Annotated in this window: 24 protein-coding genes; 2 read left to right on the top strand and 22 right to left on the bottom strand. The window is 67.1% G+C overall.

Features of this window, described 5'->3' with window-relative positions:
- Positions 1 to 33 precede the first annotated feature (33 nt).
- The 10 genes from nikR to NMP98_RS11060 form a co-directional block, all read right to left on the bottom strand.
- On the bottom strand, positions 34 to 459 hold the full coding sequence (gene nikR / locus NMP98_RS11105; RefSeq protein ID WP_254857629.1) for a nickel-responsive transcriptional regulator NikR: 426 nt from the start codon (positions 457 to 459) through the stop codon (positions 34 to 36).
- 143 nt (positions 460 to 602) lie between these two features.
- Entirely contained in the window at positions 603 to 2,825 is a 2,223-nt protein-coding gene (locus NMP98_RS11100) for a heavy metal translocating P-type ATPase (RefSeq protein ID WP_254857628.1), read from the bottom strand.
- A gap of 60 nt (positions 2,826 to 2,885) precedes the next feature.
- Positions 2,886 to 3,569, bottom strand: a complete 684-nt coding sequence (locus NMP98_RS11095) for a helix-turn-helix domain-containing protein (protein WP_254857627.1) — start codon at positions 3,567 to 3,569, stop codon at positions 2,886 to 2,888.
- 68 nt (positions 3,570 to 3,637) lie between these two features.
- Positions 3,638 to 4,336: an adenosylcobinamide amidohydrolase gene (locus NMP98_RS11090; RefSeq protein WP_254857626.1), complete on the bottom strand. Its 699-nt coding sequence runs from the start codon at positions 4,334 to 4,336 to the stop codon at positions 3,638 to 3,640.
- A 1-nt stretch (position 4,337) separates the two neighbouring features.
- Positions 4,338 to 5,351: a threonine-phosphate decarboxylase CobD gene (cobD, locus tag NMP98_RS11085; RefSeq protein WP_254857625.1), complete on the bottom strand. Its 1,014-nt coding sequence runs from the start codon at positions 5,349 to 5,351 to the stop codon at positions 4,338 to 4,340.
- Complete coding sequence (locus NMP98_RS11080) at positions 5,341 to 5,886, bottom strand: NTP transferase domain-containing protein (protein ID WP_254861316.1); 546 nt, start codon at positions 5,884 to 5,886, stop codon at positions 5,341 to 5,343. The genes cobD and NMP98_RS11080 overlap by 11 nt, the downstream gene beginning before the upstream one ends.
- Complete coding sequence (gene cobS / locus NMP98_RS11075) at positions 5,886 to 6,644, bottom strand: adenosylcobinamide-GDP ribazoletransferase (RefSeq protein WP_254857624.1); 759 nt, start codon at positions 6,642 to 6,644, stop codon at positions 5,886 to 5,888. Before cobS ends, NMP98_RS11080 begins: the two co-directional genes overlap by 1 nt.
- Positions 6,635 to 7,552: a CobD/CbiB family cobalamin biosynthesis protein gene (locus tag NMP98_RS11070; protein WP_254857623.1), complete on the bottom strand. Its 918-nt coding sequence runs from the start codon at positions 7,550 to 7,552 to the stop codon at positions 6,635 to 6,637. The genes cobS and NMP98_RS11070 overlap by 10 nt, the downstream gene beginning before the upstream one ends.
- Positions 7,549 to 8,169, bottom strand: a complete 621-nt coding sequence (locus NMP98_RS11065) for an HAD family hydrolase (RefSeq protein WP_254857622.1) — start codon at positions 8,167 to 8,169, stop codon at positions 7,549 to 7,551. The genes NMP98_RS11070 and NMP98_RS11065 overlap by 4 nt, the downstream gene beginning before the upstream one ends.
- 72 nt (positions 8,170 to 8,241) lie before the next feature.
- Positions 8,242 to 9,441 (bottom strand): M24 family metallopeptidase, encoded by a 1,200-nt coding sequence (locus NMP98_RS11060; protein ID WP_254857621.1) that lies wholly within the window; start codon positions 9,439 to 9,441, stop codon positions 8,242 to 8,244.
- Between the two features lie 98 nt (positions 9,442 to 9,539).
- On the opposite strand from NMP98_RS11060, the gene NMP98_RS11055 reads away from it, so the two are divergent.
- Positions 9,540 to 10,628, top strand: a complete 1,089-nt coding sequence (locus tag NMP98_RS11055; RefSeq protein WP_254857620.1) for a succinylglutamate desuccinylase/aspartoacylase family protein — start codon at positions 9,540 to 9,542, stop codon at positions 10,626 to 10,628.
- Here the strand turns inward: NMP98_RS11055 and NMP98_RS11050 are convergent, their stop codons facing one another.
- The 9 genes from NMP98_RS11050 to NMP98_RS11015 all read right to left on the bottom strand — a co-directional run bounded on the left by NMP98_RS11050 (position 10,629) and on the right by NMP98_RS11015 (position 17,736).
- The gene (locus NMP98_RS11050) at positions 10,629 to 13,190 is read right to left on the bottom strand and encodes a PAS domain S-box protein (protein WP_254857619.1); all 2,562 of its coding nucleotides are present in this window, start codon (positions 13,188 to 13,190) and stop codon (positions 10,629 to 10,631) included.
- A gap of 71 nt (positions 13,191 to 13,261) precedes the next feature.
- Positions 13,262 to 14,536, bottom strand: a complete 1,275-nt coding sequence (locus NMP98_RS11045) for a glycosyltransferase family 87 protein (protein WP_254857618.1) — start codon at positions 14,534 to 14,536, stop codon at positions 13,262 to 13,264.
- A gap of 66 nt (positions 14,537 to 14,602) precedes the next feature.
- The gene (locus NMP98_RS11040) at positions 14,603 to 14,749 is read right to left on the bottom strand and encodes a hypothetical protein (protein ID WP_254857617.1); all 147 of its coding nucleotides are present in this window, start codon (positions 14,747 to 14,749) and stop codon (positions 14,603 to 14,605) included.
- A gap of 159 nt (positions 14,750 to 14,908) precedes the next feature.
- The gene (locus NMP98_RS11035; RefSeq protein WP_254857616.1) at positions 14,909 to 15,610 is read right to left on the bottom strand and encodes an alpha/beta fold hydrolase; all 702 of its coding nucleotides are present in this window, start codon (positions 15,608 to 15,610) and stop codon (positions 14,909 to 14,911) included.
- Between the two features lie 168 nt (positions 15,611 to 15,778).
- Positions 15,779 to 16,822: a tyrosine-type recombinase/integrase gene (locus tag NMP98_RS11030; protein ID WP_254857615.1), complete on the bottom strand. Its 1,044-nt coding sequence runs from the start codon at positions 16,820 to 16,822 to the stop codon at positions 15,779 to 15,781.
- Positions 16,819 to 17,097: a hypothetical protein gene (locus tag NMP98_RS11025; RefSeq protein WP_254857614.1), complete on the bottom strand. Its 279-nt coding sequence runs from the start codon at positions 17,095 to 17,097 to the stop codon at positions 16,819 to 16,821. The genes NMP98_RS11030 and NMP98_RS11025 overlap by 4 nt, the downstream gene beginning before the upstream one ends.
- Positions 17,094 to 17,222, bottom strand: coding sequence for a hypothetical protein (locus tag NMP98_RS19460; protein WP_268105369.1), 129 nt, complete (start codon positions 17,220 to 17,222; stop codon positions 17,094 to 17,096). The genes NMP98_RS11025 and NMP98_RS19460 overlap by 4 nt, the downstream gene beginning before the upstream one ends.
- Entirely contained in the window at positions 17,219 to 17,392 is a 174-nt protein-coding gene (locus NMP98_RS11020) for a hypothetical protein (protein ID WP_254857613.1), read from the bottom strand. The genes NMP98_RS19460 and NMP98_RS11020 overlap by 4 nt, the downstream gene beginning before the upstream one ends.
- Complete coding sequence (locus NMP98_RS11015; RefSeq protein WP_254857612.1) at positions 17,389 to 17,736, bottom strand: hypothetical protein; 348 nt, start codon at positions 17,734 to 17,736, stop codon at positions 17,389 to 17,391. Before NMP98_RS11015 ends, NMP98_RS11020 begins: the two co-directional genes overlap by 4 nt.
- 203 nt (positions 17,737 to 17,939) lie before the next feature.
- Between NMP98_RS11015 and NMP98_RS11010 the strand changes: the two genes are divergently transcribed.
- Entirely contained in the window at positions 17,940 to 18,260 is a 321-nt protein-coding gene (locus NMP98_RS11010; protein ID WP_254857611.1) for a winged helix-turn-helix domain-containing protein, read from the top strand.
- Between the two features lie 759 nt (positions 18,261 to 19,019).
- On the opposite strand, the gene NMP98_RS11005 is transcribed toward NMP98_RS11010, so the two are convergent.
- The 3 genes from NMP98_RS11005 to NMP98_RS10995 form a co-directional block, all read right to left on the bottom strand.
- Positions 19,020 to 20,195, bottom strand: coding sequence for a hypothetical protein (locus tag NMP98_RS11005; protein WP_254857610.1), 1,176 nt, complete (start codon positions 20,193 to 20,195; stop codon positions 19,020 to 19,022).
- A 167-nt stretch (positions 20,196 to 20,362) separates the two neighbouring features.
- Complete coding sequence (locus tag NMP98_RS11000) at positions 20,363 to 20,626, bottom strand: HNH endonuclease (RefSeq protein ID WP_254857609.1); 264 nt, start codon at positions 20,624 to 20,626, stop codon at positions 20,363 to 20,365.
- Positions 20,619 to 21,215 (bottom strand): hypothetical protein, encoded by a 597-nt coding sequence (locus NMP98_RS10995; protein WP_254857608.1) that lies wholly within the window; start codon positions 21,213 to 21,215, stop codon positions 20,619 to 20,621. Before NMP98_RS10995 ends, NMP98_RS11000 begins: the two co-directional genes overlap by 8 nt.
- Positions 21,216 to 21,390: the final 175 nt, after the last annotated feature.

The following is a 21,390-nucleotide window of genomic DNA, read 5'->3' as shown; positions in this document are numbered from 1 at the left end:
GTCGTCGTCGGGTGGTTCGGAGACGCTCCGGAGTTACCCGGTCAGCGCCATCTCGAAGTCGTCGACGGGGATGACGGAGTAATCGACCGACAGCACGTCGTTGGTCGCGCGAATCTTCCCGACGAACGTCGAGATTTCGTCGAGTTCGCCTTCGAGGACGAACAGTTCCATGCAGTAGTGGTCGCCGACGTGGTTGTGGACATTCGAGACGACGGTGTGTTCGTGTTCGTGGCGAATCTCCATCATCCGCTGTTCGGCGCTGGAGGTCTCGTGGTCGAAGACGACGGTGACGACGCCCATCAGGTCCCGTCCCTCCAGTTTCTGGTCTTCGAACTCCCCCAGCAGGTTCCGGGAAGCCTCTCGGACGACTTCGCTGCGGCCGGTGTAGCCGTGCTCGTCGGCGAACTCGTCGAGGCGGTCCAGCAACGACTCCGGCATCGAGACGCTTACGACGGTCATATATTAAAATAGTGGGTATATTCTGTTAAAGATTACGTAACATCTGGGTCGAGTGGTCGCTCACTCGCTTCGTTTTTCGATGACGACGGCGCCGGTCGTCGTTAGTACCCGGTGCCGCGGCCGCCGTCGCCTCGGTTCCCGTGTCACTCCTCCGGTTCGACGCGGCCGAGTCGGAGGGCGTTGCCCGTCACCGCGAGGCTCATCCCCATGTCGCCGACGACGACGGCGACGATGACGGTGACGTAGCCGAGCGGTGCGCCGGCGGCGAGGACGGCTTTCACCGCGAGGCTGGCGAGGATGTTCTGCTTGATGACGCCGTTGGCCTGCCGGGCCAATCGGAGACAGTAGGGGACGCCGTCGAGGTCGTCGGCCATCAGCGCGATGTCGGCGGTTTCGAGGGCGGTGTCGGTGCCGGCGGCGCCCATCGCGATGCCCACGTCGGCGCGAGCGAGGGCGGGGGCGTCGTTGACGCCGTCGCCGACCATCGCGACGGTGTCCGTCTCGGTCAACCGCTCGATGCGGTCGAGTTTCTCCTCCGGCAGCAGGTCGGCGTGGACCTCGTCGATACCGACCGATTCGCCGACGGCGCGGGCGGTCCGCTCGTTGTCGCCGGTGAGCATGACCGTCCGGACGCCGGCGGTCTCCAGGGTCGCGACGACGCCCTCGGCTTCCGGTCGAATCGTGTCCGCGACGGCGACGACGCCGAGTAGTTCCTCGTCGGTTCCGACGATGACGACCGTCTTACCGTCGGACTGGAGGTCGGCGATGGTGTCCCCACGGAGGTCGACACAGCCCGGCCGGTCGCAGTCGGGGTCGGCCCGTTCGGCGACCGAGGCGCCGCCGTCGGTTCGGACGTGGGCGTGGCCGAGGTCGTGGCCCAACTCCTCGAACAGCGCGGGCTTGCCGACGTAGTAGGTGGTTTCGATGTCGCCGCGGACCCCGCGGCCGGTGAGGTTCTCGAAGCCCGTGGCCTCCGGCACTTCGACGCCGTCGTCCTCTGCGCGGTCGACGATGGCCTTCCCGATGGGGTGTTCGCTGTACCGTTCGAGGGCGGCGGCGATTCGGAGCACCTCGTCGGCGTCCCTGTCGGCCGCCGGCACCACGTCGGTCACCGAGAGTTCGCCGGTCGTCAGCGTTCCCGTCTTGTCGAAGGCGACCGTGTCGACCTCGCCCATCCGTTCGAGGTGGTCGCCGCCCTTCACGAGGACGCCGTTGCGGGCGGCGCTCGTCAGCCCCGAGACGACGGTCACCGGCGTCGAGATGACGAACGCACAGGGGCAGGCAACGACCAGCAGCGTCAGTCCGCGGACGAACCACGTTCCCCAGTCGCCGGCGAAGAACAGCGGCGGGATGAACACGGTCGCCAGCGCACCGGCGACGATGACCGGTGTGTAGTACCCCGAGAAGCGGTCGACGAACCGCTCGGCGTCGGTCTGTCTGGATTCGGCCTCCTCGACGAGGTCGATGACGCGTGCGAGCGTCGTCTCGTCGCCGGCGGCGGTCGCAAGCACTTCGAGGTACCCCCCCTCGACGACCGACCCGGCGTACACCTCGTCGCCCTCGCCCTTGTCGACGGGGACGGACTCGCCAGTGATTGGTGACTCGTCGACGGCCGATTCCCCGGAAACGACTTCGCCGTCGACCGGGACGCGCTCGCCGGGGCGGACGACGACTACGTCGCCTACCTCGACGTTGGCGGCCGGAATCGTCTCCTCGCTGTCGCCGCGTTTCACCGTCGCCGTGTCGGGTGACAGCGCCAGCAACTCTCGCATCGACTCCCGCGTGCGGTCCATCGCGTGGGCCTCCAGCAGTTCGGCGAGGCTGAAAAGCACCGCCAGCGTCGCCGCCTCGACGTAGTAGCCGACGCCGAGCGCCGCGAGGATGGCGACGCCCATCAGCAGGTCGATGTCGAGTTCCCTGAGTTTCGCGGAGCGATAGCCCGCCCGGACGACCGGCACCCCGGCGACGGCCGCGGCGAGGACGTACAGCACGTCCGACAGCGTCGTCTCCCGGAGGACGTCGACGACGAGCGGGTCCGGAACCGGGCCGACGCTGACGATTGCGCCGACGAGGAGCGCCACGGCGCCGGCGTAAGTCGCGTAGGCGCGGTCGCTCCGCCAGACGGCGGTGCCTTCGGTCAGTCGTCCCTCGGTGTCGGTCACTTCGTAGCCAGCTGCTTCGATGCTCGAGACGAGCGCCCCGACGTCGACGGCGTCGCCGTCGTACTCGACGACGACCACGCCGGCGGTCGGGCGGGTCTCTACGTTGACGACGCCGTCGATACCCTCTATCGCCGAGTGCACCTTCCCGGCACAGGACGAACAGTCCATCTCGGGGGCCGACAGCTCGACGCGTTCCGTACTCATTGATTCGTCCTACGCGTCCGGCCCGGATAGCGTCTCGGTTGGTGTGTACCAACTCTCGGGCTACTCGACGTACCGCTTTGCCAGCCACGCCTCCGCCCGACGGAGGCGATACGACAGCGTCGACCCCGGAATCCCCAACTGCTCGGCGAGTTCGTAGGTCTCTATCTCTCTCGGTGTCTCGTAGTAGCCGGCCTCGACGGCGGCGGCCAGCGCGTCGGCCTGCTTCGGGGACAACTCGGCGTCGGGGTCCGGGTCGGGGTCGGAGACGCGTTCGAACTCGATGTCGGCGTCGGCGACCGCTCGAACGTCCTCGACGAAGGCGCCGACGGGGCCGTCGGGTGCCAGCGCCCGCCAGCGCTGGCGGCGGCCGCGCCACGTTTCGTCCAAGACGATGCCGTCGCCGAAGTGCTCGCGGGCAAGATGGGGCACGGAGTCACAACTCGCCGTCCGCTCCCAGTAGGAGTACAACACGAGCGAACTCTCCGAGCGGTCCAGAACCGTGGTCTCCCAGTCGCCGTCACAGCCGTCGCGAACGAGACAGTCGGTGAAGTACCGCGCCCCGGCGAGGTCTTCGAGTTCGTCCAGCGCCGCTCCGGGGCCGGTGGCGCGGTCGACCCGCCACAGCGCCGATTCGGTGACGTGACACGCCAGCGAGCGAATGCGGGCGCTCGGGTACTCGGCGAGCAGGTCCGCGACCGGGTTCATCCCGGGTTCGTGGACCACGGTGAAGACGATTTCGCGCATTGGCCGGGATTGTGGTTCGTTGGCCAAGACGGCGTCGGTGACCCGAGCCCCCGGCGTCCGCTGACGACTCAACCGAGGTCGAACACGTTCGCCCGCTCCTCTGTCGAGACGCCGTAGCGGGCTTCCGCGGCGGTGGGTGGGTCCTCGTCGTCGTATCGGGACTCGAGGCTCGCGCGGACGGCCTCGCGGACGCAGGCACGGGCGGCCGCCCCGACCTCGGTCGCGCTGCCGGCGAACTCCGAGGAGTCGCCCGTCGGGTCCGCCCCGACGACGACGGCGTCGCTCGTGGTCCCCGGAACGTCGACGGCATCCAGGAGCGTCGCGGCCTTCGCCTCGACGGCGGTGGCGAGCAACCCAGCGAGGGCGCCGTCGTCGAGCGCTCGCGTCGTCCCGACGAAGACGTTGACGGTGCCGGGACGCCACGCCCCTGCGGAGTCGCCCCCTGTTTCGGGTCGAACGCCCTCCGGCCCCATCGGCAGTTCGGCGGGATTGGAGACGCCGGCGGTGACGACGGCTTCGACGGGGCCGCGGCGGGCGCCGCGGGCGTGGCGCTGTGAGACGCCGGTCAGAAGCGTGGGGCCGTCGGGTCGGCCGCCGAGGCGTTCGGCGGCGTAGGCCGCGAGGTCGGTGCGGTCGAACCCCTCCTTGACGGTGAGGTTGTGGGCGGCGTCGGCGTCGTGATATCCGCCGTCGAAACCGTTCGAGAGCCAGCGGGTTTCCGGCCGACGGAGCGTGAGTCGGTCGTCGGTGCGGTCGAACTCGAACACGCTATCGCACCTCGTCGAGGACCGAAAGCAGGCGGTCGGTCGCTTCTCGGTCCCGAACGGCGATGCGGACGTGAGAGGCGAGGCCCCGGAACGTCGTCGCATCGCGGAGGACGACGCCGCGGTCCCGGCAGGCGTCCAGCAGGTCGGTGGGGTCCTCGCCGACCTCGACGAGGACGAACGGCGCGTCGGAGTGCCGAACGTCGAAGCCGCGGTCGGTCAGTTCCGCCCGGAGGTACGCGCGCTCGCGCTTGACGCGACGACGGGTCTCGACGACGAACGCCGTATCGCGCATGGCGTGGGCACCGACGGCGGCGGCGGGACCGCCCAGCGACCACGCCGGCCGGGCGGTTTCGAGTCGGTCGCGCAGTTCGCCGCCGGCGACGGCAAACCCGGCGCGGAGGCCGGGCAAGCCGAACAGTTTGGTGAGCGAGCGAGCGACGATACATCGCTCGCGACCGGCCAGTGAGTCGCGGTCGGTGAAGCCGAGAAACGCCTCGTCGGCCAACAGGACGGTGCCGGCCGCCGCACAGCGGTCGGCGAACTCGGCAAGGGCGTCCTCCCCGTAGAGGTCGCCCGTGGGGTTGTTCGGCGTACAGACGACTGCCATCGCGTACTCCGAGGGGTCACGGTCGAGCAGTTCGTCGTGGGCGACGAACTGCGGGTGGCCGCCGGCCAACTCGACCTCGCGGGCGTACTCGCCGAAGGAAGGGTACGGAACGAGTACGTCCTCCCCGGGAGAGACGGTGACGCCGATTGCGAGACGGATGGCCGCCAGACCGCCAGCTGTCGGGACGACCGATTCGGGCGAACAGCCGACGTAGTCGGCGGCGGCCGCCCGGAACTCCGGGTAGTCGTCGTTCGGATACGAGCGGGCCGCCTCGAAGGCGTCGTCGTAGACTGCGCCTGTCCCGTCGGGGACGCGGGGGTTGATATTCGCGCTCAAATCGAGCACGTCGGGGTCGTCGCTGGAGCCGTGGGGTACCCGTTCGGCGTCGGCGACGCTGTCAGGGTCCATCTGCGAGCACCTCCGCGAGTTCGGCATCGCCGGGGCGGTTGACGTTGACCGCAAGTCGGGCGTCGTAGCTGACGCGGATGGTCTCCGCGTCGCCACCGACGACGTTCAGTCCGGTCGGGGAGCACTCGCGACCGCCGTGGGCGCGTGTGGTGTCCGAACTGACGCCGAGGGCCTCCTTCAGCGCGGTTGGGACACACACCGTCAGCGACCCGGAGTCGTGGGCGTCGAGGGTTCGGTCGACGACCTCGCCGGCCAGAAGCGGGAGGTCGGAAACGACCGTGAGAACGGGCTCTTCGACGGTCTCCAGCGCCGTGCCGAGGTCCTCGACGTACCCGTCGCCGGGGGCCTCTATCAGTGGGACACGTCCCCCGAGGTGGGCGGTCGTCTCGGGGACGTGCGGGGAGGTGACGGCATGGACGGTGTCGATTCGGCTCTCCGTGAGGGCTCCGAGAACGCGGTCGACCATCGGTTCGCCGGCGATTTCGAACAGCGGTTTCTCGCCGCGGTCGAGGCGGGTTCCGCGGCCGCCACACATCAGAACTGCGTCCACGCTATCACCCCCACGAGGAGCGCGACGACCCGGGCGAGTTCGTTGGCGGCACCGAAGACGTCGCCGTTGACGCCGCCCAGCGCGGCCTCGGCCCAGCGGACGAGGCCGTAGGCGACGAGCGGCCCGGCCGCGACGGCGAGGACGGTCGGGACGCCGCCGAAAAGCGCGGCGGGGACCGAAACGACGGCCGGCCCGAGCAACAGCGCGGGGTCGGCGTTGCGCGTGAACTGCGACCCCAGGCCCTCGTGGGCGGCGGTGCCGAGACAGGCGACGGTCGCCATCGCGAGTTTCGCGCTCACCTCCGCGGCGAGGACCACCGCGAGAAGGAAGACGGCGCCGACCGGCAGGCCCGCCACGGCCACGGCGCCGAGTGCGAGGGCGGCGACGACGACGGCGACCGCCCCGACGGCGCCGACGCCGGTCGTCGTGTCCTTCAGGGCCTCGCGGCGGTCGTCGCCGTCGTGTATCGCGGCGGCATCGCCGAGGTCGGCGACGCCGTCGAGGTGGTTGACGCCCGTCAGGAGGTAGACGGCGAACAGATAGACGGCGGCGACTGCGGCCGCCGGGCCATCGAGGACGACGAAGGGAACCGCCAGCAACAGGCCGACGAGGTAGCCGACCGCGGGGAAGGCCGCGGGAATCTCCTGGAACCGCAGCCAGTCGCGTTCGGACCCCGAAAGCGGGAGTCGGGTGCAGAAGGCGACGCCGCCGCGGACGGCGCCGGGGAGGTCGCTCAGAGCCACAGTATCACCCCGAGGAGTGCGACGATAACGTAGGTTGCGATGCCGGCTCTCGTGACCGTCCGGATGGCGTTGTGTCCCTCGGCGACCGTCGGGAAATCAGCCACCTCGTTGAGGACGTACGTCTCAGGCTTCTCCAGTCGGAGGTTGTGGGCGGCGGCGACCGACCCCATCGGCCATCCGGCGTTCGGCGAATCCGGAACTGAGGCGTACCGGCGTGCCCGTCCCGGGGCGTCGGGGTCGCCTGCAGCCAGGCCGAGGACGACCGAACTGAGTCGGGCCGGAACGAACATCACGAAGTCGTCGAGGCGGGCGCTGGCCCAACCGAACGGCCCGGGGTAGCCGAGCATCGAATCCAGCGTGTTGACGCATTTGACGTACGTCGCGGCGGCCGCGGCGGCGGGCAGCGAGACGAGCGCGAACAGCGCGAACGCCAGAATCGGCGCGAGAAAGCCGTCGGAGAAGTTCTCCGCGGCGCTTTCGACGGCCGCACTCCGGAGGAGTTCCGGCGGAAGGTCGGCGGTGTCGCGGCCGACCAGCGCCGGCAGTACCTCGCGGGCGGCCTCGGGGTCGGTCTCGCTTTCTTCGATGGCTTGCTCGGCGGCATCAATGAGTAGTCGGAGACTCGACGTCGACCACAGGACGAGGCCGGCGAGGACGGCCGTCACGATGCCCGGGAGCGGGGTCGTCAGCCACAGGGCCGCATAGACGGCCACGGCGGCGGCAATCGGGAGGATAGCGGCGACGGCGACGCCAGCGCGTTTCGGGTCGTCGTACTCGGCATCGACCGAATCGACGAGGCGGCCGAACAGCGTCACCGGGTGGTACTCCGCGGGCGGTTCCCGTAGCGTCCAGTCCAGTCCCGCCGCCAGCAGGACGGCGACGGTGACGCCGAGCGGAACGTCCGTCACCGTCGGGCCTCCAGCCGCGATTCGAGCGCCGACAGCGGCACCTCGTCGACATCCACGAACCGGCCCCCCAACTCCTCGATGCCGCCGTCGGTCGCGGGGTCGTCGCCGACGTGGACGAGGCTCTCGGCGGTGGTGTCGAGGCGGCGGGCGACCGTCTCGAAGGCTCTTGGGTCGGGCTTTCGCCAGCCACAACCGACGCTCGTGACGACGGCGTCGAAGGCCTCGTGGAGGTCTGCACGAATCAGGGTCCGACGGGCCAACTCCGGGACGCTGCAGTTCGAGCAGACGCCGACCGGGCCGAACTCGCGTGCGGCGGCGATGGCCTCGCGAGCGCCATCGCGTCGCGTCACGTCGGGGTCGAAGGCGGCGACGACCGACCGCCTGGCGGCGTTGTTCGGCGCGTCGACGCCGCGGGAGGCAAGCGCCGCCGAGACGTGTGCCGGCAGCGGTACCTCCGCGCCGTCCGGGGCGTCGATGTGGACCTCTCGGTAGGCGTCGCCGAAGTCCTCGGGAACCGAAACCCCGCGTTCGCGGAGTTCTGCGGCGACGGCCGCCGCCGGGTCGGCGGGCGTATCGCAGTCGACGAGCGTCCCGAAGAGGTCGAAAGAGACTGTCACTGGGCGGTGCTATCGTGGCAGACGACTTCAAGCGTTTGGCTCCGGCGGCCGGTCGGCCCTTGGGGCCGGCCGTCAGCGAATCACGTTCGCCTCCAGTTCCCGCGGGTAGTAGGTGAGCCACTCGATACCGTCGTCGGTGATGGCGATGGTGTCGGAGTGGCGGTACCCATCCGTGTCGGTGTAGATGCCGGGTTCGATGGTGTAGACGTGCCCCGGCTCCATCGACGCGTCAGCGGCGTCGTAGTTCGTGTGGTCGGCCTCGCAGTGGTCGCTCCACCCGCGGTCGATGTAGGGTGGTTCGTGGGCGCCCAAGCCGATGTTGTGGCCGACGTGGTGTTGGGCGAGGTCGGCGACGCCCTGCTCTTCGAAGTAGGCTATGACCTCGCTATCGACGTACTCCAGCGCGACGCCGGGACCGAGCGATTCGATGGCTATCGTCTGGGCTTCGAGCATGATTTCGAAGCACTCGCGCTGTCGGTCGCTGGGTTCGCCGACGAACATCGTCCGTTCGAGTTCCGAAAAGTAGCCGTCGACGTTGGCGGTCGCACCCGTAATCAGTACGTCGCCCTCGCGGAGTCGCTGATTCGGCGTGTGGCCGTGCGGGAGGGCGGTCTCCTCGGCGGAGATGTAGCCGGCGTGGACGGGGCCGTCCCCGCGGGCGCGCTCGACGTAGCGGTCACCCAACGTGTCGAGCATCGCCCGGGAGGCGTCCGTCGAGGCCCGCTGGCTAACCGTCGCCGGGTGGGCGCCGACCTCGGTGTAGTCGGCGAGATACCGGTGGCCGAGGTTCGCCCACTCCGCGGACTCCCGTATCAACTCGATTTCGGCGTCGCTTTTCGCCCACCGCATCCGACTCACCCAGTCTTGGGTGTCGACGGCGAGGAACTCGCTCAGCGGCGGCCCCTGATACCCCATCACGCCGGGGGCGCCGTCGCCGTCGGCGGCGACCGACTCGACGCCGAGGTCCGACAGGGTTTCGGCGGCCGTCTCGATGGGATTGCCACCGGGGTAGTCGAAGTACGAGTCGACGCGGTCGATTGAGTCGACGGCCTCGGCGCGTTCGACTTCCAGTCGGGGGACGGTCAGCGCGACCGTGTCGTCGGTCACAGCGAGGACGACCGGCCGCTCGGTTTGGATGTGTGCGAAGCCGGTGAGGTACTCTATCGAAGTCGCGCCGAACCAGACGCCGGCGTCGGCATCCGAGGTGTCGATTCGTTCCCTGGCGGCGGCGAGGCGGTCGTCGAATTCCGACTCTGGGAGCCGTGTGGTCATGCGTCAGTCTGGGTCGCTCTCGGTCAAAAGGGTTCGTCAGAGCGGGGGGTCAGCGAGTTCCACGAAACTACCTTGGTTGCCGCGTGTGTGGCACCCCCATGTCCGACGCGACGGCCATCGACGTCCCCGAGGCGTCCCGCCCCTTCCGGTACGACGGGAAAGTCCCGCCCGGCGAGAAGCGACACTTCCGGTACGAAATCAGCGAGACGTACCTCGGCGACCCGGTCGAGGTGCCGGTCACCGTCATCAACGGGTCCGAACCGGGGCCACGACTCTGTCTGACCGCGGCGATTCACGGCGACGAACTCAACGGCGTGAAGGTGTGTCAGGAGGTCGCCGGACGTTACTCCCCGGCCGACATCCACGGAACGGTCGTCGTCGTCCACGTCGTCAACGTGCCGGGGTATCAGGCCCAACAGCGCTACATCCCGATTTACGACCAGGACCTCAATCGCTCGTTCCCGGGCCAAGAGAGCGGTAACACGGCCTCACGGATGGCCCACGAGGTGTTCGAGCGGTTCGTGAAGCCGTGTGACCTCTGTCTCGATTTCCACACCTCGACTCGCAACCGGACGACGATGTATCACGCCCGCGCGAACGTCTCGGATCCGGCCGTCGAGCGGTTGACGCGGGCCTTCGGCGCGAACCTCGTCCTCTCGGGGACCGGCGACAACGGGTCGCTCCGGGCCGTCGCGACGGCGTCGGGGACGCCAACGGTCGCCGTCGAGATGGGGAAGGCCCACCGGTTTCAACCGGCGCTCATCGAGAAGGCGGTTGCGGGCGTCGAGTCGGTGCTCGCGGAGTACGACATGTTGCCCGGACACTCGGTGTTGCATCCGGGGTGGCGTCGGGTCATCGGCGACGACACCGAGAAGTCGTGGCTCCGGGCGGACACCGGCGGCCTCGTCGACATGCAGTGGGGCCCCTACCCCCTGGTCCGGGCCGGCGAGACCATCTGCACCATCACGGACCACTTCGGCGAGGAAGAACACGCCGTCGAGGCGCCGTTCACCGGTCTGCTCGTCGGCGTCCTCGAGAACCCGGTCGCACTGCCGGGGCACCCGCTGTGTCACCTCGCGGCGGTCGACGACGCGACCTGTGAGGAAATCCAGGCGGAAATCGAGCGCGGCGAATTCGACGGCTACCGCGCCAACGGCGGCCGCTGGCGGGCGGGCGAGGTGGACTGATTACTCCGCTGTGGCGCCGTGGAACTCGAAGCGGGCACCGCCGGAATCGCTTTCGGTGACCGACACCTCCCAGCCGTGGGCCTCGGCGATGGTGTCGACGATTGCGAGACCGAAGCCGGTGCCGCCGGCGGTGGAGTAGCCGGATTCGAGCACCGACTCACGCTCGTCGTCCGGGATGCCGACGCCGTCGTCTTCGACGTAGAAGCCATCGGGTAGGCTGCCGACGACGAGCGTCGAGACCTCCTCGCCGTGTTCCACCGCGTTCCGAAAGAGGTTCTCGAGCAGTTGTCGGAGTCGCTCGGGGTCGGCCTCGAGGGTCGTTGTTTCGTCGAGTTCGAGCGTGAGGTCGTCCGTGTCAGTGGTCTCCCACGCCGCCTCGGCGGCGCTCTCCAACTCGACGGCGACGGGGTCGCCGGTCAACTCCCCCTGTCGTGCCAGCGCGAGCAACCCTTCGATGAGTTCCTCCATGCGGTCGTGGGCGCGCTCCAACGCCTCGAAGTGTTTCTCATCGCCGGTCATTCGCGCGAGTTCGACGCGCCCGCGGGCGACCGACAGGGGGTTCCGGAGGTCGTGGGAGACGACGCTCGCGAACTGGTCGAGGCGTTCGTTCTGCCGGGCGAGTTCCCGCTCGCGTTGCTTCTGTTCGGTGATGTCGGTGTAGATGGCGTAGCCACGGGTCGACTCGCCGGTGACGTCGTGTGGGACGACGTGGAGGATGAAATCCCGGAGGCCGTCGTCGGTGAGTCGACGGACCTCGCCGTGGAACCCCTCGCCTTCGCGTATCCGTTCGTTGTACTGGACGGCTTCGTTTCTGGACTCCGTGGGAACGATGAACTCATCGAGGTTCCCGCCGGTCACCGCGGCTTCGTCGTAGCCGAACACGTCCTCGAAGGCCGGATTCGCTCGCTCGACGACCGCCTCGCCACGGCGAATGACCGTCTCGACCGTCGGGTCGGGGATGTTCTCGAACAGCGCCTGGAGGTCGTCGCGCTCCTGTCGGAGCGCCTCCTCCTTTGCGGCACGGTCCAGTGCGGCCTCGGCGTTGGCGGCGAGTATCGTCGCCAACTGGATGTCCCGTGCGTCGAAGGCGTCGGATTGGATGGCGCCGATTATCAACACGCCGTGGTCGCCGAGCGGGAAGTACGCGGCCGAGCTGACGCTGCCACGGTCGAAGTCGTCGTACTCCGAGAGGTCGTCCTCGACGCGTGGTTCCCCCTCGCGGAACGCCGCTCCGGCCGGGGTGTCCCCGGAGACGTCTCGCGGTCGTTCGGGCAGTGTCTCCTCGGCTTCTTCGGTCGTCGACGCCACCAGAAGCGCGCCGTCGGCTTCGAGACGGACCGTCGTAATCGGCTGGCCGAGTATCTCCTTTGCCGCGTCGGTGGTCAACGACGCGATGCGGTCGCGGTCGCCTTCGCTCATCAACTCGCGAGCGGACTCGTGGAGTCGGCGGAGTCGGTTGTCGGTTCGGTCTTCGCTGCTCCGGAGGACGCCGACGGTGCCGCGGAACTCGCTGCCGTCCGCGAGCAGGGCGACGTGATTTTCCAATTCGAGGTGCTCGCCGTCGGCCGCTCGAATCGTGATGTCGTAGGTCGCGGTGTCGGCCCCTTCGGAGTCGAGTAACTCGCGGACGACGGCCCGACCACGTTCGATGTCCTCGGGTGTGAGCAGCATCTCGACGTGCTCGCCGACGATGTCGTCGGCCTCGTAGCCGGTCAGCGCCGTCGCTCGCTTGTTGAACGTCGTGACGTAGCCGTCGGCGTCGGTGGTGTACACCGGGTCTCCCATCGCGTCGACCAACCGCTCGTACTTGGCGAGTTCCTGCTCGTGGCGTTTCCGCTCGGTCACCTCGGTGATGAACCCCTCCAAGGCGACCAACTCACCGTCCTCGAAGACGCCGCGACCCTGCTCCCACATCCACCGCGTCTCCCCGTCGGCGTCGGCGATGCGGTAGGTCGTCTCGAACGGCTCGCGGTCGTCGAGGGCCGATTGGACGGTGTTCCAGAGCCGCTCTTCGTCGTCTCTGATGATATCGGCCCACTTCAGGTCGCCCTTGAGGAACGTCTCGGCGTCGTAGCCGGTCAACTCGGCGACGTTGCCGCTCATGTACTCCATCGGCCACTCCGGCTCGTTGCGGCAGCGATACACGATGCCGGGGAGGTTCGAGACGAGCGTCGACAGCATCCGCTCGCTCTCTTCGAGTGCGGCTTTGGTCCGGCGCTTGGTCACGGCGTGTTCGATGCGGTTCGACAGGACGGTAAACTGCTCGGCGCTGGCGTCCTTCTGGAGGTAATCCGTCACGCCCGCGCTGATGGCGTCGCTCGCGATTTCCTCGCTTCCCTTCCCAGTAAAGAGGATGTACGGGAGGTCGGAGTCGCGCTCGCGAACCGATTCGAGCAACTCCAACCCGTCGGTGTTCGGCATGTCGTAGTCGGAGACGACGCAGTCGACCGATTCGTCGAGCCGGTCGAGTGCGTCGGCGGCCCTCTCTGCGTCGACGACATCTATCCCTTCCCGTTCGAGATATCGCTGTGTCAAATCGCGGAAGGCGTCGTCGTCGTCCACGTGAAGGACCCGAATCCCCGACGTCACAACCGTACACTGCGATAGCGTTGATGTTAAGCGTATTGGGCAATTCAACTGTGTGACCGATTCGAATCCAAACCGTATCTCAGCCGGCCGAAATCGGCGGATTCGGCGATTCGCCACCCGGCCAAGACGGCGAGCAGCACCGCCGCCCAGAGTCCGGGCTGTAACATCGGTGCGGCGTCGAGCAGCGTCTCCCCGAACGGGAGTCTGTCGGGGAGCACCTCCACGAGGAGATAGAGGCCGTAGGCGTGGACGGCGGCCAGTCCCACGGCGAGGACCGGCACGGTCGGGTAGCCGCCGTCGCGTCGGAGTTCGGTCGCCAGGACGACGACGGCGGCCGGTAACACGAGCGTGAGGTCCTGTGTGTAGAGTCGCGGTGCGAGAAGCGGCGTCGCGCCGACACCGAGGCCGAACACCGTGTCGTCGACTCCCTCGCCGGCCGCCAGCCACGCGAGCGCGGCGACGACGGCCGACAGTCCGAGTTTGACGACAAGCGAAAGCGTCCCGCCGAGGACGTACAGCGGCCGGAAGTACGCCGGCAGCCACAGGCTCGGCGGGCGGCCGCCGCCCCACCCCTTCCCCCACGCGAGCACATCGAGGTACGCGCGGTGGGTATCGACGCCGAAGACGCCAAGCGAGACGGCCAAAAGCGCCACCCCCGTGAGGACGGCGGCGGCGAATCGGCGGCGATTCGCGAGGAGGTGTGCGCCGGTGGGAGCGTAGACGAGTTTCACCGTTCCGGCGACCGCCGTCGCGGCGCCAGCGAGGTACTGGAGCCGTTGGTCCCCGTCGTCGCGGTCGGCGTAGATGAGTGCCGCAAGCGCGACCGACAGGACGCCGGCGAGGAACACCGACACCTGTGCGAGTCGCATCGAGAGGATGACGGGATGAAAGCCGAGGATGGCCCACAGGAGCAGACCGCGTTCGTACCACGCCAACCGGCAGCCGTAGGCGGCGACGACGGCCTGCAAGCCACCCCACAGCAGCGCCACCGAGAGGGCGTTCCAGGCGACGCCGGCCTGCCGGAACGGCAGTTCCGACAGCGGCGCGAACAGCAGGACGTACACTGGCGGGTAGAGGTAACTGCCGTGGTAGCCGCCGTCGTCGTTCGGCACGTACAGGGGGTCTCCGGCGTGCCACGCGCTGACGGCGCTGCGGTAGGCGCCGAGGTCATAGAAGCGAAACTCGCCGGCGATACCGGCCGACTGGAGCCACCACTGTATCGCCGGATACGCGAGCAGGACGGCGAGCACGGCCAGCGACGCGGCGACGAACCGTGGCTGTCGCTGGCGGCGTGCCCACAACCGATGGAGGGCGGGCATCGAACTTGTCGTGTTCGACCGACAGAATATGTCTTGTGGTGGCTCCGACGCTCGAACGACCGTCTCTCATCCGATGTCGTAGCGGGCGATGTCGTCGGAGTCGCAGTTCGAACAGGTGTCGAACTCGCCGTCGAGTTTCGTTCCACAGCGTCGACACTCGTGGATGACGTGTGACGTTCCGAACATCTGTCGGACGCGCGTTAGCAGTGGCATATCTGGTTCCTCCCGAGACCGAGCGGTACGGCGTCCCACGTTCCCCGACGTGGCTTCCGGTCGTGGCCTCACACGACGGTTCCAACGGCCTGCATATAATATCCTACGACGTTTCAAATCGGCCGATTGCGACGGCTTTGTACACGTTCGTGAACAGGATTACCGCTCGGAGAGCCACGCGAACAGTCGGTCCAACAGTCGCCGTTCGGCCGCCGCCGAAAAGCGGTGGCCCTCCCCGTCGAACTTCGAGACCATCACGTCGGTGTCGAGCGTCGCCGCCGCCTCGAAGGTGTCCGCTATCGGGACCGAGGTGTCCGACGCGCCGTGAAACATCGCCACGGGCACGTCGATGGCGTCGGAGACGTCGGCGAAGGGATACTGCTCGAAGTCATCGAAGAACCGGCCGTCGATAGCGTGGCCGTCGTCGATGCGGAGTTCGCCCGCATCGGCGACGGCGGCGCGGTAGTCGTCGAAGGCGCGGTTGTAGGTTACGGGCGCCCGCTTGGCGACGGCCTCGACGCGGTCGTCGGTCGCGGCATGGAGTGCGACCTTCCCGCCGAAACTGGAGCCGAACAGCGCATAGGAGGTGGGTTCGAAGTAGTCGACGACCGCTCGAAGGTCGGCCAGTCGCGTACTCAACGTCGACTCGACGAACGGTCGGTCGGAGTCGCCGCTGCCCCGGAAGTCGAACCGGACCGCGTCGTATCCCTCCTCGACGGCCCGCTCACAGCGGGCTTCGTAGCTGCCGCTTTTATCGCTCAGAAAGCCGTGACAGAAGACGAGCCAGCGGTCGCCGGCGGCGGGGTGGTGTTCGGCGGCGACGGACTCGCCGTCGACGGGTATCGAGTGGCTGTCGGACATACTCGCGAGTCGCGGCGGTCGACCGTAGGCGTTCTGCCACGATTCGACTGGAAAACGCTCGCGGCTTCGTCGCTCGCGAAAACGAGCCTCTCACTCCGTTCGCAGGAAAAGTCCGCCCTCCCCGAACCCGGTTTCGCGGATGTCGGGACCGGTCGCTGGGCGTTCGCGTCATAGGTCGAAGAACCTCCGGCGTTGCTCCGCCTTCCCGCGCTCGCTCCGGCGGTCGTAGTGTTTGTCCAGAATCTCCTCGCTCGCGTCGAGTCGTTCGGAGACCAACGCCCGGTCAACGTCCTGTCGCCGGAACGCCGTCACCCGACCACTCCGCACGTCGTGCGGAGATCGGGCCGACGGGCACGTACTCATCTGGGCGTACTCGGTCGCCTCACACGTCTCCGGGTCGCGGTCGTGCGGACACGTCGCCCCGCGCCAGCAGGGACGAGTCACCCGGTACAACTCAGAGCGAACCGTCGAGGTCGCAATCCGGCCGTGTTCCGTCGTCACCAGCGGCGGGCGGCCGTACTCGTCGGTCACCTCCACGCGGGGGCCGTCGATGTAGTCCTTCACCGCTTGGGCGACACCGCCGCCGATGGAGTTCCACCGTTCACCTCCCTCGGCGTTCTTCAGCGGGGTGTCCTTCTCGGGTCGATGGACGAACCGAACCGCGGGACCGTTCGCTCGGGGACGGTCGCCGTCGAGGTCGAGGTCACCGAGGTCGAGCGCCCTGAGCGCACCGACCCGACAGCCGGTGTGCCACAGAAGCAGCACCACGATGTGCCGCCGGCTCGCGTACTCGTAGGTTTCGAGGTGTTTCAGAATCTCCAGCGCGCGGTCGGCGTCGAGCGTCGAATCGCTCACGTCGTTCGCGCCCGATGTCGTCGGCAGTGGGACCTGTTCGTACAGGTCGCCCGGAACGGCGTCGATGTCAGCACAGAAGCGCAGGAACGCCCGGAGCGTACTCAGGTCGCCGCGCAACGTGACCGTCTTGAGTTCCTGCCCGGAGTAGCCGCCTTCTCGCCGCCACACTCGATAGCGGTACAGGTCCCGACCAGACACGTCGTTGAGGTCCGTGATGCCCTCTTCTTCGCACCACGCGACGAACGCCCGCAGGCGGTACTTCTGGCCTTCCATCGTCCCGTCGGACACGTCGTCCCGGCCCTCTCGGTAGAGGTCGACAGCCTCAGCCGGGTATAGTGATTCGAGGTCGTCGCTCACTCCGAATCACCTTCCGTGACGCGCCGTCCGAGTCGGTGATTCGACCCGATGCCGTGCGAGACGTAGTATTCGCGGAGTGATTCGACCGCCTCGAAATCGTCGCACCAGTCGGTCCGGTGTGACACGCCATTGAGTTCGAACCGCAGTCGCCACGAGGCCCTGCGGCCGCGAAGCCGACAGTCCATACAGCGACGGTCGTACGGTTGTTCCGGCGGGAGCGAATCGACCGCCACTCCGCAGACCATACACAGGCACTCCGGTTCCGTCGCGCTCATACGCCCACCTCGGGGGCGACGCGGTATCGGCAGACGAAGCAGTACCGTTCGGGGCCACCGAGCAGGTCCGTCCCGTGCGGGCCGACCGCCATCGGCTCCGGCTCCTCGCAAGTACAGCGGGTCATCGCTGAATCACCAGCCGTCCGCAGGCGTCGCAGTAGAACGACGGGGAGCCGAGCGCACCGCCGGAATCGGGGCGCTTCCGACTGTCGCGCGGGTGGGCGCAGTCGGGTATCGGTCCCATCGCCGGGTCCGAACGGCGAGCGGTCGGACCGAGGTCAGCGAATCGACTCATCGGCCCACCTCACGGTTCACTTCGAGTCGGGGGTCGTGTTCGAGTCGGGTCAGCAGACTGCCAGCCTCCCGACCCGCAGGGGGCCGGTCGGCGGGCGTCGCTTCCCGACACCCACCGCTCAACACGAGGTTGGTGGGTCGGCGGGTTGTCTGTACCGCAGTCAGAACAGGGGCCGTCTCGGGGTGGTCGAGGAGATCGTGCCGAACAGCACAGCCGCGACAGCGGAGACCGTCGACGGTCGCACACACTGCCGGGTCGCCGCAGGCACAGCGGTCGTCGGGTTCTTGTACAGCCGATTCCTTCTGGTCGATGGGGCTGAAACGCCCCAAGTTGGTTCCGTGCATGGCTTTCACCACGGGGCCTTCTGGGCCGTGTTCCAGCACGGCCCGCCTTCGTGACGACCAGCAGCGCCGCCAGCGGACTCGGCCCCGCATTCCACTAAACAGGGCTGTATCAGATAAATCTGATGCAGGTGCTACCAGCGGGAACTATCCTATATATCTCGAAACACATGATATTAGATGCGAAAGGAGAGATATCACAAACAGTGAGACGAAGCGGTTCGTGGCAAAGCGTCTGGGACGACCGAATTCTCGAAGCCATCGAGGTCGACGAAGATGGTGTGATGAGCGTTGGCGATTTGACTGAAAACGACTACATCAGAATCTCTAACTCCCAAATCTCAGACCGGTGTAAGAAGCTCGCAGAGCATGGACTTCTAAAGAAAGTCGGCCACGGAGTCTACATGATAACCGAGGAGGGAAGCGCCTACCTTCGAGAGGAGTACGACGTTCAGCAGGGGCGTTTCATCAACCAAGACCAAGTAGAAGACGATTCGACAGGCGTGAGCGAGCGAAGCGATACGTAAACTTTGGGCAGCATTCCGGTCAGTACAGACTAAGTAGACAACAAGCCAGCAGAAAATTAGCTTGTTTGTTTATCGCAGTTCGTTTGTGATTTTGGATACATCCAAACCCAGATGGTCACCAGAAACACACAGCTGAATAGCCAGACAGGGTCAGTAAATTTGTCACGGAGAAACACAGAGGGCGTTTCTCCGAGTATAAATGCCCCAAGAGCGCCGACAGCTACGAGGCCTGCCACAGATACACTAATAAAAATAATCGTGTCACGTCTAAATGACGGCTTCATACTTGCCGAATGGTCTCTGCGGGTATACACTTTCGGTACATTCGCAGTCCTATGTAACGGCTATTTCACGGATAATGGTGTCTAACAAATAAGAATCCAACAGAGTCGGCAGAACTGCGGACTACTGGCGGGACGCACCGCAGGCGCGGGCCGGGCGGGGAGATCGGGCACGTTCCGCGCCCTCGAGCATTCCGGTTCCGCCCGCCTCCGCGAGCTCACCGGGCGCGAGACTCAATCGGGCCGCTCCGCTTTCCGTTCCCGTTTCTCGTCGATGATTGCTTCCGGTCCTCGCTCCGCTGCGGGCCGGCTTAATCGACGAGAATTGCGAACTCCACCCTCACTCGGTTCGTGCCGGGCGAGTTCGCGCCTCCGGGGGGGCCTTCCTCATGCTTGAGGGCTTACGGGTCACCCATCTCCCTGCCGGGCCTCTTGCGCGTGTGTTCCGGCGGCTTCGCCGCCGTCACGACCGCACCGCTCAGTAGTGACTCAGGTCTGTATCAGCCGTCCGGCGTCTGGGGCGGTCGGGCGGCTGCGGGTTCGGCGGGTCCAGGTGTTCGGCACCGTCGATTTGGACGTACGACACCCCGACGTTCTCCACGTCGTGGCGGCTCTCGCCGCGCTCATCGACGACACCAACGCCGTCGAGCGACCAGCCGTCAGGGCCACCTTGCAGGTGTTTCGAGACGCTTCGGTCGGGGTCCGTCGCCGCCTTCTCGATGTCCTCGGCGGTCGTTCCCGGCGCGAAGTGCGACGGTTCAACCGGGCCGTCATCGCTGGTTTCGTCGTCGGGTAACTCGGCGTCTATCAACTCTCGGGAGCCTGTCGAGAACGTCACGCGCTGGGTGCCGGTCGCCCAGCACACCGACCGGAAGGCGAGTTCCGCCAGCGAGCGGTCGAACAACTCCTCACCGTAGGAACCGATGTACTCCGCGATGTAGGACCCGAGGTTACTCACCGCCGCCACGTCGTCGGCGTTCGGGTCCACATCCGGGTCGACTCGGTTCACCGAAATCGGTCGCCGGTCCTCCTCCGGGTGGTGGTAGTCGTGGGCGTCTCGGTGGGCGATGTCGCAGTGTTTCAGGTGGGCGTCTATCGCCGGTCGGAAGTCCGCTTCGGAGACTTCGCCGTCGACGAACACCGCGACGTGCATGTGACCGTAGCCGCTGTTGTGGTGTTCGATGACTTTAGCGTACTCCCAGCGGTCAACGTCAAGCGAGCGATGGAGCGCCGGCCGCACGTTGTTCTCGAAGGGGTCTACCACGTCCCGCAGGTGGTCGGCCGGACAGCGGGGACCGCCAGCGCCGTTTTTCGTCGAGCCGGTCAGCGTCAGCATCACAACGTGTGGGTTTTCGAACTTCTGAAGCACCTGCCGTTCGAGCGCCTTCAACTTCGCGTAGTAGATGTCGCCGTACGCAGGCGTGTGGGAGTTCAGCATCGGGGCACGCACGAGGTCGCCGTCGGGGTCCCGAAACCGCAGGTGCATCCATCGGTAATCGTTGTACCAGCCGAGGAACTCCCGTAATACGGCCGACCACGACTTGGAGCGGTGGCCGTCATCAGCACCGAGGGACGCATCTTCGCGGAGCGTCGTCGACTCCACGACCGACACCGGGCGGTGGGAGCCGTCGTGGTCCGCGATGAAGTCGTCCACGATGGCGTTCTTCCGCTTCCACCAGCGGGTGCGCTGGTCCAGACGGTCAGCCGTATCGCCCGTCTCAGCCGGGCTGTGTTGGGCTGACGGGTTAGTCTTGGAAGGCCGAGACTGGGACTCCCAGTCCGGTGCGTGCGCACCCGAAACGGAGGCCTGACGCTCGCCGGTCATGGCGACTGACGAACCGGCTGGTCGTGCAGGTGATGACGGGAGTGTTCTTCAGGTTCGACGGCGACGAGATTCGCGGGCGTGTTCAGCCACGGAATCGGCGTTCGGTGGTGAACATGGTACTCGGCAGGAAGCGCGTCGAGGCCGTTCTCAGCGACGTACAGAAGCCGGTGGATGTAGACCGTATCATCAGCACCGTCGGCACGACAGCGAACGTACTCGTAGCCTTCGCCGGTGGACTGAAGCGACGGGGCGTCACTCACGCTGACCACCGTCCGTACGCGCTCTGGAATCGCTCAGACGCCGCTGTGGCTTCGCCGTCGTTGGGTCCGTCCCTTCGGTCGGACCCTGCGCGCCGGCTTCCGGGTCGACCCGCAAGGGGTCGCTTCCGGCCGCTCCGCTTGGGGGTGCCCGGCGCTCCGCTGTTCCGCCGCTTGCGACGGCTGGCCGACCGTCGAGGTCGAGGTCGGCCGCCCAGTGGAGCGACGGCAGAAGGTGGTCGACCAGCTCACGCTGGAGATCGGGAAGCCGAACGCAGTCGCGGCATTCCCGATACCGGGCGGCTTCGGTGTCCCGAGCAATCAGACACCGCTCTCTGCAGGACCGGCACTTGTAGCGGATGAATTCCGAGAGGAAGTTCGTATCTCGGACTGGAGGGAGGTCGACATCGACGCGGTGACGTTCGACCGCCGTCGTCGGCGGCTGTTCGTAGTCCTCGCCTCGGGGCGTCTTCGAGCGGTCCCAAATCGTCTCTTGGTGGGCCGAATCCCAGAAGGAGAGCGGCCGGTCGATGGGGTCCGTCTTGTGAACATCGTCCGGGTGAGGGTCGAGGCTGTCCGGGGGGCCGTTCATCGCCGCACCCCCGGTTCAACTACGAAAACCGCGAGACGGCGAAGGGCGGCGACTTGCTTCCAGTTCTGCTCCAGTTTTGAGGCCCGTCTGACGAAATCGGAAACGACGCGTTCAGCACCGCTGGCGGCGAGGAACAGCAGAAGCTCTGTCTGCCACGATTCGACTGAAAATGTAG

It is taken from the genome of Natronomonas gomsonensis (assembly GCF_024300825.1).
Taxonomy (GTDB): domain Archaea; phylum Halobacteriota; class Halobacteria; order Halobacteriales; family Haloarculaceae; genus Natronomonas; species Natronomonas gomsonensis.
Note: the sequence above shows the minus strand (reverse complement) of the source record. Positions and strands in the feature narration are given on the sequence as shown.

What these genes read in the sequence shown, in the direction of transcription:
- nikR (WP_254857629.1), bottom strand. Translation starts at nt 459, where the DNA reads ATGACCGTCGTAAGCGTCTCGATGCCGGAGTCGTTGCTGGACCGCCTC.
- NMP98_RS11100 (WP_254857628.1), bottom strand. Translation starts at nt 2,825, where the DNA reads ATGAGTACGGAACGCGTCGAGCTGTCGGCCCCCGAGATGGACTGTTCG.
- NMP98_RS11095 (WP_254857627.1), bottom strand. Translation starts at nt 3,569, where the DNA reads ATGCGCGAAATCGTCTTCACCGTGGTCCACGAACCCGGGATGAACCCG.
- cobD (WP_254857625.1), bottom strand. Translation starts at nt 5,351, where the DNA reads ATGGACCCTGACAGCGTCGCCGACGCCGAACGGGTACCCCACGGCTCC.
- NMP98_RS11080 (WP_254861316.1), bottom strand. Translation starts at nt 5,886, where the DNA reads ATGTGTGGCGGCCGCGGAACCCGCCTCGACCGCGGCGAGAAACCGCTG.
- NMP98_RS11060 (WP_254857621.1), bottom strand. Translation starts at nt 9,441, where the DNA reads ATGACCACACGGCTCCCAGAGTCGGAATTCGACGACCGCCTCGCCGCC.
- NMP98_RS11055 (WP_254857620.1), top strand. Translation starts at nt 9,540, where the DNA reads ATGTCCGACGCGACGGCCATCGACGTCCCCGAGGCGTCCCGCCCCTTC.
- NMP98_RS11045 (WP_254857618.1), bottom strand. Translation starts at nt 14,536, where the DNA reads ATGCCCGCCCTCCATCGGTTGTGGGCACGCCGCCAGCGACAGCCACGG.
- NMP98_RS11040 (WP_254857617.1), bottom strand. Translation starts at nt 14,749, where the DNA reads ATGCCACTGCTAACGCGCGTCCGACAGATGTTCGGAACGTCACACGTC.
- NMP98_RS11035 (WP_254857616.1), bottom strand. Translation starts at nt 15,610, where the DNA reads ATGTCCGACAGCCACTCGATACCCGTCGACGGCGAGTCCGTCGCCGCC.
- NMP98_RS11025 (WP_254857614.1), bottom strand. Translation starts at nt 17,097, where the DNA reads ATGAGCGCGACGGAACCGGAGTGCCTGTGTATGGTCTGCGGAGTGGCG.
- NMP98_RS19460 (WP_268105369.1), bottom strand. Translation starts at nt 17,222, where the DNA reads ATGACCCGCTGTACTTGCGAGGAGCCGGAGCCGATGGCGGTCGGCCCG.
- NMP98_RS11020 (WP_254857613.1), bottom strand. Translation starts at nt 17,392, where the DNA reads ATGAGTCGATTCGCTGACCTCGGTCCGACCGCTCGCCGTTCGGACCCG.
- NMP98_RS11015 (WP_254857612.1), bottom strand. Translation starts at nt 17,736, where the DNA reads ATGCACGGAACCAACTTGGGGCGTTTCAGCCCCATCGACCAGAAGGAA.
- NMP98_RS10995 (WP_254857608.1), bottom strand. Translation starts at nt 21,215, where the DNA reads ATGAACGGCCCCCCGGACAGCCTCGACCCTCACCCGGACGATGTTCAC.